Here is a 12626-nt window from a genome sequence, read left to right on the forward strand (position 1 = left end):
TATGCGTCAAGTGTAAATACAAGATGGCGCGCGGGGATCATCGTTTTCCTTCGCACGAGCTCCATCTTGCACACGGCTTTGTCAGGTGTGTCTGGAGAGACCGATACCAGGCCGCAATAAGCCGGCTCTTCCTGGGAGTGCCCCCGGTTACCGCCCCTTCCAGACCGGTGCGCGCCTTTCGACGAAAGCCTTGGCTCCCTCGCGTGAATCCTCGGAAAGCTGCATGGCGCGGTGCTCCGGCACCTTGCCGGCATAGACATGCTCATAGGCCTCGCGCACGCCCATGCCTTCGGTGGCGGCGAGGATGGCCTTGACCGCGGCGATGGACAGCGGCGCGTTGGCCGCGATGGTATCCGCCAACTCCCGCGCCGTGGTCATCAGCTCGGCCATCGGCACGACGCGGTTGGCGAGACCCCAGCCATGGGCTTCCTGTGCCGTGAAGCGGCGGCCAGTGAGCAACAATTCGCTGGCGATGGCGAGCGGAATGCGGCGCGGCAGGCGCTGAATGCCGCCGGCATCCGCGACGAGGCCGACGGTGACTTCCGATAAGGCGAATTCGGCGTGATCGGCCACCACCATGAGATCGGCGGCCAGCGCCAATTCGCAGCCACCAGCGATGGCGACGCCGTTGACGGCCGCGATCACCGGCTTGGTCAGTGCCCAGAAGGCGGTCAGGCCGGCAAAGCCGCCCGGCCCGAAATCGGTGTCCGGCTCTTCGGCGCCGGAAGCGGCGGCCTTCAGGTCCCAACCGGCGGAGAAGATGCGCTCGCCTCCACCCGTGAGGATCGCCACACGCAGCTCCGGATCATCCTGCAAGGTGCGGAAGGCGGCGTGAAGGGCCTTGGAGGTGGCGAGATCGATGGCATTCGCCTTCGGGCGATCCAGCGTGACCTCCAGCACCGCGCCACGGCGTTCGAGCTTGACGGATTCAGACATGGCAATCTCCCTGGCAGGCCGGTTGCCCGCTCTAAAATCAGCAAATGGCAGAGCGAACTGGAAGTCCGCACTCCTGGTCTCAATCCAGCATGCGGACCAGCGCGTCGGCTGCGATGGCCCCACGGCCCTCGGGCAGCACGAAGAGCGGATTGACGTCGAGTTCGACCAGCCGGTCGGCATGGCGCTCGGCAAAGTCGGCGATCGCCAGGATGGCCTTGATGGTGCCGCGAATGTCGCCGCGCGGCTTGCCGCGAAAGCCTTCCAGCAGGCGGGCGACACGCAGGCTCATCAGCTTTTCTCGGATCTCCTCGGCGGTAACAGGCAGCAGCATCACGGCCGCGTCCTTGAGCATCTCAACCAGGACGCCACCGGCCCCGACGGTGAGCGTCGGCCCGAACTGGGGATCGCGCACCACGCCGACGATGAGTTCGGCGACGGCACCCTCCACCATGCGCTCGACCAGGAAGCGATCGCCGAGATGCGACATGGAGGCGACGGCATCTGTCACGTCGGCGCGCGAGCGCAGGCCTAGCTTGACGCCGCCGACATCGGATTTATGGGCGATCTTGTCGCTGTGGATCTTGATCGCCACCGGAAAGCCGAGAGCGGCAGCCGTCGAGGCGGCCTCGACCGTGCCGGCGATACGGCTGGGCGGCAGCTCCAGGCCGTGACGGCCGAGCAAATGCTTGGATTCATATTCGCTGAGCAGGCGCGCCTTGCCGACCTCGATGCGCGCGACCTTCCGTAAGGGGACGAGCTTCTCCCAGCCTGCGCGCGCCATGGTGAAGTCGACGCCGTGGGTGATGGCGGTCAGCGCGTCGCCCATGCCCTGCATCGGCAGCACGCCATCGGCGAGCAGCGCCTTGGCATCTTCCTCCTGCATGTTCTCCGGAAGCGAGGAAACCACGGCGGCGCGGGCACCCGATGCTGCGGCAGCCCGAGTGATCGCAGCACGGGCGGCGGCAAAGCCGCCATCCGGCACCAGGCCGCGATCGGTGCGCGGCTGATCCAGCACCAGCAGGTTGAGGTCGAAGCCCGAGTTCAGCATCTCGGTGAAAACCGCCTCGTTGGCCGGCTCATTGCCCCAGATATAGGTGTGGTAGTCGAGCGGGTTGGAAACATGCACCTTGTCGGTGAGCAATTCCTGCAGGCGCGCCGCATTCTCCGCGGGGATCGGTGCGAACTCCAGATCACGGTCGGCCGCAAGGTCGGCAATCAGGGCCGCCTCGCCGCCCGAACAACTCATCGAGGAGATGCGCTTGCCGGGCAGGCCACCGAACAGGTGCATGAGCTTGAGCGTCTCGACGAAGGCCGGAACATCGACCACGCGGGCGACACCATAGCGGGCGAACAAGGCGTTGTAGAGCGCATCGGCACCGGCGAGCGAGGAGGTGTGGCTCATGGCGATCTCGGAGCCGATCTCCGAGCGGCCCGTCTTCAGGACCACGAGCGGCACGCCCTTTTCCAGCGCCTTGATCGCCGCCTTGGAGAACAGGGCGACATCATCGATCGATTCCACATGCAGCCCGATGGCGGTGACGCGCTCGTCCGCCAGCAGCGCCTCGATATAGTCGCCATGATCGCCGACCGCCTTGTTGCCGACGGCGATGACATAGGCGATCGGCAAGGCGCGCCGCTGCATGGTCATGTTGAGGGCGATATTGCCGGACTGGGTGATGATGGCGACGCCCTTCTCCACCCGCTCGGCGCCATGGGTATCGGGCCAGAGCACGCAGCCATCGAGCAGGTTGAGCACGCCATAGCAATTGGGGCCGACGATCGGCATGCCCTTGGCGAGCTCGACCAGTTTCTTCTGAAGCGCCGCGCCCTCCTCGCCGACTTCGGCGAAACCGGCGGCATAGCAGACGGCCGCGCCGGCTCCCCGCTCGGCGAGGGCCGCGACGATGTCGACCGTGGGCTCGCGCGGCGTCGCCACGAAGACCGCGTCGGGCGCCTCGGGCAGATCCGCTACGGTCTTGTAGGCCTTGTGTCCCGCGATTTCGGTCTTGTCGGGATGAATGGGCCAGATCGGCCCGGCATAGCCGATGCGGTCGCATTCGCGGATGATCACGGACGCCAATCGCCCCCCCGCGACGGCGATATGGCGGGGTTTGAGCAGGCGGCGGAGGCCATCGACGACGGACATGCGGTAGGACCTATCGAGACAAAGCGGGCGGGAAACCTCGCACCCTAGGGAGGAGGCGTTGCTACAAGGTTGACGAGCGCGGCATCGGCGTCAATCTGCTCATGTAGATTGATACCGCTTCGCGTAAAAATTCTGTCATGGACCGCCCTTATCGACGATGGTCTCATAGATGCGGATTGCGTGGTCGATACCGCGCAACCAATCCGGCATTGATCTCCTGGGCGCCCGGCATATTGGCGCTGCGATAGATCGGAGCATTGCCGCCCTCGGCCTGCAGGCGCGCAGCCGCCTCCGCAAAGACCGCGTTGAGCAGGGCCGCGCCAATCGAGGTCGACACCGGGCCGGTGCGCAATTCGCTGCCTGGCAGCACCATCACGGCATCGCCGGGCGGAGCGCCATTGTCGAGCACGACATCGGCCAGATCGGCAAGCCGGGGCCGGCCCCGCGCCACCTGGCTCGAATAAGCGAGCGAGGTGATGGCGACGATGGTGGCGCCGGTAGCCTTGCCGATCTCCGCCGCCTCGATGATGGCGGCGTTGACACCGCTGTTGGAGGCGATGAACAGCACGTCCTTGGCCCCGATCGGATAGCGCGCCAGCACGGGAGCGACCAGGCCCGGGATCCGCTCGAAGACCGTGCTGGCCACCGAGCCGTCATGCAGCATGGTCACCGCCGACAGGATCGGCACGGTCAGTGCGAGGCCGCCGGCGCGGTAGTGCGCCTCCTCCGCCAGCATGTGACTGTGGCCGGTGCCGAAGACATAGACCAGGCCGTCCTGCCGGGCCGTGCGCTCGACGGCGGCTGCCGCTGCCGCGATCGCCTCGGCATTGGCCCAGAACAGGGCTCCGATGCGCCGGGTGAGCTCGGCGAGATAGGCGGCGGCGGTCGGTATTTCGGTCATGGCAATCTTCCGGGAACTGGCTATTGCATGCGGGAGAGGTGTTCCTTCCTGCACGATCATGATGCTCCCGCCAAGCATTGCCTCTCATCCAAGCGCCGCCGTTTACCGCCGCCTCAACGCCCCTCATGCGGGCGCAGCATCTGGCGCGCGATGATCAGGCGCTGGATCTCGCTGGTGCCGTCCCAGATGCGCTCGACCCGGGCATCCTTCCACCAGCCGGCGATCGGCAGGGTGTCCATGAGGCCCATGCCGCCGAAGGTCTGGATGGCGCGATCGGTCAGCTTGCCCAGCATCTCGGACGCCGCCAGCTTGGCCATTGCGAAATCGGCATCGGTGGCCTTGCCCTGGTCGAGCAGCCAGGCGGCCCGCAGGGTGAGAAGATCGGCCGCCTCCAGCTCCACCGCGAGATCCGCCAGCGGGAAGGAGATGCCCTGGAACTGCGAGATCGCCTGGCCGAACTGCTTGCGCTGGCCGGCCCAGGCCAGTGTCTCGTCCATGACGCGGCGCGCCCGGCCGACGGAAGTGGCCGCCACGGTGAGGCGGGTGGCGCCCAGCCATTCGCTCATCAGGTCGAAGCCCTTGCCTTCCTCGCCGAGAAGCTGGTCGGCCGGAATGACGCAGTCGTCGAAATAGAGCTCGCAATTGTGGTAACCGCGATGCGACAGCGCATGCGGGCCTGGGCGCACGGTCAGGCCGGGCGTATCCTTGTCGACCAGGAAGCCGGAGATCTGATTGCGCGGGCCGCGCTTGGTCTCCTCGGTTCCGGTGACGGCGAACAGGATGATGAAATCGGCCTTGTCGGCATGGCTGATGAAATGCTTCTGGCCGTTGATGACGTAGCTGTCCTCTTTACGGACAGCCTTGGTCTTCATCGAGCGCACGTCGGAGCCGGCGCCCGGCTCGGTCATCGCCAGGCAGTCGACGCGCTCGCCACGGATCGCCGGCTTGAGCCAGCGCTCGCGCTGGGCGCCCTTGCAGCCCTGGAGAATGTTGGAGGGACGGGCCACCACCATCTGCAGGCCGTAATTGGCCCGGCCAAGCTCGCGCTCCAGAAGTGCGACGCCGACGGCGTCGAGACCACCGCCCCCTAGTTCCACCGGCATGTTGGCGGCGTAGAGGCCGAGTTCCATCGCCTTCTTCTTGATCCCGGCGGCGAGGTCGTCGGGCACTTCGTCGGTACGCTCGACCAGCGCCTCATGCGGATAGAGCTCTTCCTCGACGAAACGGCGCACCGTTTCGACCAGCATGTCCTGCTCTTCGGTCAATGCGAACTGCATCGGCGTTTCCCCTCCAGTCGAGCGGAATTCGATTCGCGCCCATCGATCGGCGCTCGAAACTTCCAGCAAATGAAGGCGCCATTTCTAGTCTTTTCAGGGCGCCCTTCATGCCGATCGCGACATGGATCAGGCGTATTGCGACGCGTCCATCTCGATGATGGTGGTGACCGGCGCACCGGCCGCGGCAAGCAGGGCTTCCTTGACCTCGTCGAGGGAGCGGGCGGCGACATGCTTGGCCCCGAAGGCCTTGGCGGCGGCACTGAAATCGGTTGCCTGCAGACGCACGCCGAGCGGGGCGATCTGATTGCGGATCATATATTCCTCGATCTCGCCATAGCGCTGGTCGTTCCACAAGAGCACGATGATCGGCGCACCGGCGTCGGCCGCGCTGGCAAGTTCGGGCAGCGTGAACTGCAGGCCGCCATCGCCGATGATGCAAACCACCGGCACCGTGGGACGGCCGACCTTGGCGCCGACGGCCGCCGGCAGGGCATAGCCAAGCGTGCCGAAGCCGGTTGCCGCGCTCATCCAGCGTCGGGCCGCCGGCGGTTCAGCCATGAAGTTGCCGCCATAGCTGGCCGCGGTAGAGTCGGCCGCGACGACGGCCTCCGGTAATACCTGCCAGATCGCGTCGAGCAGCGGACGATGCCGGACATAGCGCGGGTCTGCCCCGTCGAGGCGCGCGGCCTGCAGCTGTTTGGCATAGGCCGCCCCGCCCTCGGCCGTCTTTACCAGCGGCGCCAGCGCGGCGGCAAAGCGGCCGGCATCGCCCACCACCGGAAGGGTCGGGCGGGCATTGCGATGCAGCTGGCGCGGATCGATGTCGACGCGGATCACCGCCCCGTTCAGCTTCAGCCCCTCGAGTTCGTACCAGAATTCCGTCTCGCCGAGCTCGGTGCCGAGGGCCAGCACGAGATCGGCCTCGCCGATCGCCTGATGCAGCGCCGGCGTGAGCATGCAGCCGCCGGCCAGCAGCGGATGACCTGATGGCAGGATGCCCTTGGCATTGGCGGTGAGCAGCGTAGCGGCGCCCAGCTTCTCGATCAGCCCGCGAACGGCATCGCCACCTGTGACGGCACCACCACCGGCGATCACCAGCGGCTTTCTCGCTTTGGCGATCAAAGCGGCCGCGGCTTCGACGTCATCGGCGCGCGGCATCGGCGGCCCCGCCGGCTTGCGCATGGCGGTCACGGGGGCCGGGAAGGGTTCGGACAACAGGTCGATCGGAATCTCGATCAGCACCGGGCCGGGTCGCGAGGAGGCCATGAAGGCGAAGGCCTCGTCGAAAGCGGGAATGAGCTGATCCTTCGTCCAGATCGTCAAGGCGAGTGCGGACACCTCGCGGCCGACCATGGACTGGCCGCGCAATTCGTGAAGGCGTCCCTCGCCGCGACCAAGGGTCTGGCGCGGATTCAGCGTGGTGATCACCAGCATGGGGATGCTGTCGGCCAGGGCCTGCCCCATCGCCGTGGCGATGTTGAGAAGCCCGGGGCCGGTGACGATGAAGCAGGCGGCGGGCTTGCCGGTCGCCCTGGCATAGCCATCAGCCATGAAGCCGGCGCCCTGCTCGTGGCGCGGCGTGATGTGGGTGAGCCCGGAGCCGGGAATGCCGCGATAAAGCTCGACCGTGTGCACGCCGGGAATGCCGAACACCGTGTCGATGCCGCGTTCGACCAGCAATTGCGGAATGAGCGTGCCGAGATGAGGATGTTCGGCCATGGTTCCCCCGGGAATGGATTTGTCTTTGATTGGATCGGTCTTGCAGAACTATCGCCTTCTCCCCTTGCGGGTGTCGTCAACTCAAGAGAGCTGACGACACCCGCAAGGGGAGAAGGGAACGTAGGCTCAGGCGGCCTTGCCCTGGCTCAGCCGGATCGCGAGGCGAACCATGCGGCTGGCAGCCTCGCGCAGTTGCGAGGCATCGGAACTGAGGGCGACGCGGACATGGCCCGCCGCCTGCTGGCCGAAGGAGGCGCCGGGCATGACGGCGACCTTCTCCTCCTCGAGAAAGCGCCAGGCAAAAGCCTCGCCGTCGATGCCCGTGCCGGAGACGTCGACCATGGCGAACATGCCGCCTTCCGGCTTGGGGCAGCGCAGGCCCGGTGCATTGGCGAGCATCTCGGGCAGGATCTCGGCCCGCACCCGGAAGCTCTCAGCGCTCTCGGCGCATTCGGCGAAGGTTTCGCTGAGCGCATAGGCCGCCATGTCCTGGATGAAGGGCTGGCCGCCGAACAGCATCATCTCCGACAGCGGCAGCAGGCGCTCGATGAATTCCACCGGCCCGACGCACCAGCCGGCGCGCATGCCCGGTACCATATGCGACTTGGAGAGCGACGACACCACCACGGTGCGCTCAGCTCCCTCCGGCAGGTCGAAGGGCGAAGCGAAGGGCGCGCCATAGGACAGCATCTCATAGACTTCATCCGAGACGATCCATAGATCGTGGCGGCGGCAGACGCCTACGATGGCGGCGATCTCGTCACGCGACAGCGTGGCGCCGGTCGGGTTGTGCGGAGAGTTGAGCAGCAGGACGCGCGAGCGCGGCGTGATGCGGGCCTCCAGGTCCTCGGCGCGCAGATGGAAGCCATTGGCCGGGTCGAGCGGCACCAGCACGATGTCGGCGCCGCTGGCACGGATCACGCCTTCATAGGTGGCATAAAGCGGATCGCCCACCAAGACCTCGTTGCCGGCTTCCGCCAAGGCGGCGATGGCGGCATAGAGGGCGGTCTGGGTGCCGGGCATATAGGCAGCGTTGTCGGTGGTGACGGTGCGGCCGGTGCGCTTGGAATATTTGGCGGCGATCGCCTGCAGAACGGCCGGCTCTCCACGCCCGCCCGAATAGCGGATGCGACGGGCCCGGAGGCTGGCAATGGCGGTGTCGACCAGCGCCTGGGGCGCCGGCGTGTCGGGTTCACCGATGGTGAGCTCGATGATCGGCTCGCCGGCAGCGACCCGGCGGCGCGCCTCAAAATGTACGGCCCATTTCGCCGCACCCAAATCGGCCAAACGATCGGTCACGGAAGCAAAGCGCACAGTACACTCCTAAGAACAGGCCTCCCGGGATGTCGGTGTTTCGGGGAGGAGACGCATCGAGGCCAACCTGACGGACGGTTGACGACACCGAATGAGATGAGCAAGCGGATACCATGGCGCGCGATCCGGCGTAACCCCCGCGACGTCTTGCCCCAAGGGCCTGATACCAAGGGCCTGACACCAAAGGCCTGACACCAAGGCCTGGCTCCAACGCTCACGGCACGGCCAGCCTCAGCCGCCTTGCCGATGGCGCGATCTCGACGCGGCGGCCCCAGTCGAAGACAAGATGATCGCTTTCGATGCCGTCGGCAAAAATGGTGCCGCCATCCATTTCGGAAGTCACGACGACAGGTGCATCCTCGACAAGGCCCCTGACGAGTTCGGTGCCGGTTGCCGGGCCGGGCCAGGCTTCGCGCACCAGGAAGCCGAGACGAGGCTGCACTGGCGAGAGGTCCAGGCTGGCATGGGTGGCGTTGAGGATCGAGGCTGCCCAGCCGGTCGCTCCGGTCCCCGTGGCGACGATGAGGCCGGAGGAGGATTGGCGCTCGCTTTGCCCGCCTGATGACAGCGTGTAGCGTGCCGACTGATGGCTGGCATGGCCTACGAAAATCTCGTTGAGGGCCAGCAGGCGTTCACCCTGATCGAGGCGCGCTTCCGCCATCACCCGCTCCTCCACCCGGATGCTGCCCTTCACCGCCTCCCGCAAGGCCTGCGCGGTATCGCCGACGCCGAACCGGACCAAGGCGCCGGCATTCAGGCCCGGGAAGGGGTCGATGCCGATGACGACCTGCCCATCGAGATATTTGGCGACATTGGCGACAAGACCGTCCTGCCCGACCGCCAGCACGACATCCTCGGTGCCGAAGACGAAGCGCTCGACATCGGCCCTCAGAATGGTGGCCTGGCGCCAGTCGGCCGGAATGGCGGCCCTGATGCGATGGAGCGCCTCGGTGAAGCGCCGATGCGTGTCCTCCACCGCTTCCAGGGTCAGACCCTTGCGCTCCAGCACGAAGCGCGCCGCGGCAGCGCTGGTGTAGCTTGCCCGGATGCGATCGAGATCGGTCTCGCGCCTGACAAGGATGACGCGGGGGGCGAGAAGGGACATGGCGGATTCCGAGGTTGAAGGGATCGGAGGAATGTCTCCTTCACCCCTTGCAGGAGAAGGAAAACGTGGAGGCTACCCAGCCTGCTTCTCGCCCTTGGCCAGGGCCGCGCCGAGCACGGTGCCGAGCTGGGCCAGTACGTCGGGGCCGAGATTGAGCGTGCCGACCTTGGCATTGGCGAAGGCTTCCTTCAGGGCCTCCGCCACCGGGATCAGCACCGGCAGGGTGTTGGCGATCTCGGCTCGGACGCGTTCGCCGACGAGCTTCGCCTCGTCGAGCCGGCGGATCGCTTCGGCTTCGGCCACGGAAGCGACACCGCGTGTCACCGCCTGGCTGCGGGCCGTCAGCTCACGCGCCGTCGCCTCGCCCTCAGCTGCCACCATATTCTTGTCGACAGCCGTGCGTGCCTGCGCGAGTTCGTTTTCGCGCTCGCGCTCGAACAGCCTGCCGCGCTCTTCCTCCAGCCGGATCTTCGCCTTGGTCTCGTTCTCGGCGATCGCAGCCTCCTTCTCGACCGCAGCGGCGCGGCGGGCAAAGGTCGCCTCGTCGGCGGCCTGCTGCAGCTTCTCCGCCGTCGGCTGGCGCAGGGCCCGCACCAGTTCCGGTGCGGGAGTGAGATCGGACAAATGAATGCCGGTGAGGGCAATGCCGATCGCCGACAGCGCTACGGTTGCGGCAAGATCCCGCTCCACCTCGGCCAGCAAAGCGCCGACGCCTTCGGCCAGCACGGCACCGATGCTGCGGGCCGAGAGGAAACGCTCGACCGTCGTCTTTACCAGACCGTCGATCAGATTCTCGACCTGGGTCAGAGGATCGGCGCGATAGGAGCCGGTGCGCAGATCGATGGAAAAATCGATGCGCTCGGCCAGTAGTGCCGGCTCTTGAGCACGCCAGCTCGCAAGCCCCTGCACGCTCACCGCCTGGAAATCAGCAGTGCGCCCGGCGACAGCAACGACATGATTGCGGTCGTCGGCCGGCACCTCGACCAGCGAAGTGCTGCCCTGGGGCGAGAACCACACGGCCTGACCCCTGCCCGACCGGGCGAGGCGGCCCTGCCGGTAGACGCCGAGGAAGGACGAAGCCTCGACGCGGGCGTGGCTGAAGAAAGGATAGCGGCGAATGGTGGCCATGGCTGGCTCCTGGGCTGGTCGAGATCGATTGGGTTCGTTGTAATTCATTAAATTACAAAGTGCAAATTGTATTTTGTATATTTATGTCTCGCCGATATTGGATGTGTGTCGGACCGCACGTGCAGCTGGGTGGAGCGCGCAAACTCCACCCGGGAAAGACGGCGGCCAGGCTTCTCCTACCGCCTGTCCTTGGTCGGATAGCCGTGCTTGTTGCACCAGCGATAGGAACTGTGCGTGGGCGTGACGACCCCGGCACAATAATTCTCGTCGACAGAGTTCCCTGTCTGATCGAACGAACTGCTTGAGGAGGAAGGCGGTGCTGGCTCCGGCCGCGAAGGCTCCGGCAATCGGGCCGCCGCTTCGTAGTTGCCGGGTATCCTCGGCACATGGCCGGTAAAAGGCTTGATGACGACTGCAGATTGCGGCGGCGTGCAGCCCGCGACGAAGGCGGCGAGCAAGGCAGCCGACAGAAACGAGCGCATATCTTCCTCCGCTCCGGATCGGATGTCGTTTCACCACGGATCGCACCGCCGGTCAGTTCCCGAGCGAACACGCGGTGACAGGAACGCACCTCCGCCAGCCAATAAAATCACAAATTGCATTTTGCGCCTTGCTCTTGCCTCCACGTCCGGCTTTGCTATGGCGACTTGGTGGAATTGGTAGCGCAGGCGAGGAGCGTTCACAGGCCCGCCATTGCTCCATACTCTAGCGAATGGATGTCGAAATGCCCTCCGCTCCCCCTTCCGGGCCTGAACAGCGCCCGATCGCTACGGTCGATATCGTGCTCGTCACCTTGAACGAGGATGGCCTGCGGCTCTGCCTGCAACGGCGCGAATACGATCCCCATGCCGGCGAACTCGCCCTGATCGGCGGCTATGTCAGGCCGGAGGAGGATGCCGACATCGAGGCATCGGCGCGGCGCATCCTGGCCAACAAGGCGAGGCTCGACGGCCTCTATCTCGAACAAGTGCGTAGCTTTGGCGGTCCGCACCGCGACCCGCGCGGCTGGTCGATCGCCATCGTCTATCTCGCCTTGGTGCCGGAAGAGCGCCTGGCCGCCGCCGAGGCGGCCGGCGCGCCCCGTTTCGAGCGCATCGATCCCGACCACTGCCCGTCCTTGCCCTTCGACCATGCCAGGCTGGTCGCCGCCGCCCTGGCACGGCTGCGCTCGAAGGCGAGCTATTCCACCCTGCCGGCCTTCCTGCTCGGCGAGCGGTTCACTTTGCCCGAACTCAAGGCCGTCTATGAGAAGGCCATCGGCACCCCGCTCAATGACAGCGCCTTCCGCCGCAAGCTGATGGAGATGCAGATTCTCGAGGAGATCGACGCCAAGGCGAGCGCCACCGCCGAGCGCAAGCGCCCGGCACAGCTTTACCGGCTGGCTAAACGCGCACTGACGGAATTCGACAGGACGGTGTGATCCAGCCTTTCTCCGTCCTGCATCCCCAACCGAGAACCCTGCCAGCCTTCCTGGAGAATGTTCCAGTCGAGGCAGCGTCATCATCGTCTGCGAAAACAGGCCAACAGATAGAGGAGATCTTCATGCTGCGCCCGATCAATCCGCCCGGCTCCACCATTCCCGGCATCTCGCAAGCCATGCTGGTCGAAAGCGGCCGCCTGTTGCTGCTCTCGGGCCACGTCCCCTTTGACGAAGCGGGCAAGGTCGTGGGCGACGACCTCGCCTCCCAGCTCGACAAGGTCTTCGCCAATCTTCTCGCCACGCTGCAGGCGGCCGGCGCCGATTTCAGCGCCCTGGCGCGGGTGACCATCTATGTGCGGGACTACGATCCCAGCCAGTTGCCGACCATCCGGGCCGTGCGCGATCGCTGGATCGGCAAGGAGCGACCGCCGGCCAGTTCCCTCGTCGGCGTCGCCTCGCTGTTCCTCCCCGATGTCCTGGTGGAGATCGACGCCATCGCCGTGCTGCCGGACGAGAAGCCATGAACGTCTCGGCGGTGCCAGGCAGCGACGGAAAGTGCGTCATTTTCAATGGATCTTGGTTTCATCGGAGCAGGCGATACCACAACGCGCCCCCAATGTACGCCCGCCCGTCCTGATCTCACCCGCCACCCGAAGCAATGGACACGGGCCGACACCGGG

11 protein-coding genes are annotated in these 12626 nt (G+C 66.0%); 2 read left to right on the top strand and 9 right to left on the bottom strand.

What is annotated here, in order from left to right:
- Positions 1-147: 147 nt before the first annotated feature.
- The 9 genes from ACR9ZN_RS21185 to ACR9ZN_RS21225 all read right to left on the bottom strand — a co-directional run bounded on the left by ACR9ZN_RS21185 (position 148) and on the right by ACR9ZN_RS21225 (position 11008).
- Positions 148-936, bottom strand: coding sequence for an enoyl-CoA hydratase-related protein (locus ACR9ZN_RS21185; protein ID WP_434958413.1), 789 nt, complete (start codon positions 934-936; stop codon positions 148-150).
- 79 nt (positions 937-1015) lie between these two features.
- The gene (locus tag ACR9ZN_RS21190) at positions 1016-3082 is read right to left on the bottom strand and encodes an acetate--CoA ligase family protein (protein WP_481273110.1); all 2067 of its coding nucleotides are present in this window, start codon (positions 3080-3082) and stop codon (positions 1016-1018) included.
- A gap of 163 nt (positions 3083-3245) precedes the next feature.
- Positions 3246-3983: an SIS domain-containing protein gene (locus tag ACR9ZN_RS21195; protein ID WP_434958415.1), complete on the bottom strand. Its 738-nt coding sequence runs from the start codon at positions 3981-3983 to the stop codon at positions 3246-3248.
- 113 nt (positions 3984-4096) lie between these two features.
- Positions 4097-5260 (bottom strand): acyl-CoA dehydrogenase family protein, encoded by a 1164-nt coding sequence (locus ACR9ZN_RS21200; RefSeq protein WP_481273111.1) that lies wholly within the window; start codon positions 5258-5260, stop codon positions 4097-4099.
- Positions 5261-5386: 126 nt separating this feature from the next.
- Entirely contained in the window at positions 5387-6979 is a 1593-nt protein-coding gene (locus ACR9ZN_RS21205; RefSeq protein WP_481273112.1) for a 5-guanidino-2-oxopentanoate decarboxylase, read from the bottom strand.
- Between the two features lie 126 nt (positions 6980-7105).
- Positions 7106-8293, bottom strand: a complete 1188-nt coding sequence (locus tag ACR9ZN_RS21210) for a pyridoxal phosphate-dependent aminotransferase (RefSeq protein WP_481273113.1) — start codon at positions 8291-8293, stop codon at positions 7106-7108.
- Between the two features lie 214 nt (positions 8294-8507).
- Positions 8508-9398 carry a diacylglycerol kinase catalytic domain-containing protein gene (locus tag ACR9ZN_RS21215; RefSeq protein WP_481273114.1) on the bottom strand — a complete coding sequence of 297 codons (891 nt, stop codon included), beginning with the start codon at positions 9396-9398 and terminating at the stop codon, positions 8508-8510.
- Between the two features lie 72 nt (positions 9399-9470).
- Positions 9471-10526, bottom strand: a complete 1056-nt coding sequence (locus tag ACR9ZN_RS21220; protein WP_454816386.1) for an SPFH domain-containing protein — start codon at positions 10524-10526, stop codon at positions 9471-9473.
- A gap of 176 nt (positions 10527-10702) precedes the next feature.
- Complete coding sequence (locus tag ACR9ZN_RS21225; protein ID WP_454816388.1) at positions 10703-11008, bottom strand: hypothetical protein; 306 nt, start codon at positions 11006-11008, stop codon at positions 10703-10705.
- 242 nt (positions 11009-11250) lie between these two features.
- Between ACR9ZN_RS21225 and ACR9ZN_RS21230 the strand changes: the two genes are divergently transcribed.
- Together ACR9ZN_RS21230 and ACR9ZN_RS21235 are read left to right on the top strand one after the other, a co-directional pair.
- Positions 11251-11946, top strand: a complete 696-nt coding sequence (locus ACR9ZN_RS21230; RefSeq protein WP_454816390.1) for an NUDIX hydrolase — start codon at positions 11251-11253, stop codon at positions 11944-11946.
- 122 nt (positions 11947-12068) lie between these two features.
- Positions 12069-12470, top strand: a complete 402-nt coding sequence (locus ACR9ZN_RS21235) for a RidA family protein (RefSeq protein WP_434958423.1) — start codon at positions 12069-12071, stop codon at positions 12468-12470.
- Positions 12471-12626: the final 156 nt, after the last annotated feature.

It is taken from the genome of Labrys sp. HAY1-8F (assembly GCF_056754975.1).

Coding starts and splice junctions, on each gene's coding strand:
- ACR9ZN_RS21185 (WP_434958413.1), bottom strand. CDS start 936: ATGTCTGAATCCGTCAAGCTCGAACGCCGTGGCGCGGTGCTGGAGGTC.
- ACR9ZN_RS21190 (WP_481273110.1), bottom strand. CDS start 3,082: ATGTCCGTCGTCGATGGCCTCCGCCGCCTGCTCAAACCCCGCCATATC.
- ACR9ZN_RS21195 (WP_434958415.1), bottom strand. CDS start 3,983: ATGACCGAAATACCGACCGCCGCCGCCTATCTCGCCGAGCTCACCCGG.
- ACR9ZN_RS21200 (WP_481273111.1), bottom strand. CDS start 5,260: ATGCAGTTCGCATTGACCGAAGAGCAGGACATGCTGGTCGAAACGGTG.
- ACR9ZN_RS21205 (WP_481273112.1), bottom strand. CDS start 6,979: ATGGCCGAACATCCTCATCTCGGCACGCTCATTCCGCAATTGCTGGTC.
- ACR9ZN_RS21215 (WP_481273114.1), bottom strand. CDS start 9,398: ATGTCCCTTCTCGCCCCCCGCGTCATCCTTGTCAGGCGCGAGACCGAT.
- ACR9ZN_RS21220 (WP_454816386.1), bottom strand. CDS start 10,526: ATGGCCACCATTCGCCGCTATCCTTTCTTCAGCCACGCCCGCGTCGAG.
- ACR9ZN_RS21225 (WP_454816388.1), bottom strand. CDS start 11,008: ATGCGCTCGTTTCTGTCGGCTGCCTTGCTCGCCGCCTTCGTCGCGGGC.
- ACR9ZN_RS21230 (WP_454816390.1), top strand. CDS start 11,251: ATGCCCTCCGCTCCCCCTTCCGGGCCTGAACAGCGCCCGATCGCTACG.
- ACR9ZN_RS21235 (WP_434958423.1), top strand. CDS start 12,069: ATGCTGCGCCCGATCAATCCGCCCGGCTCCACCATTCCCGGCATCTCG.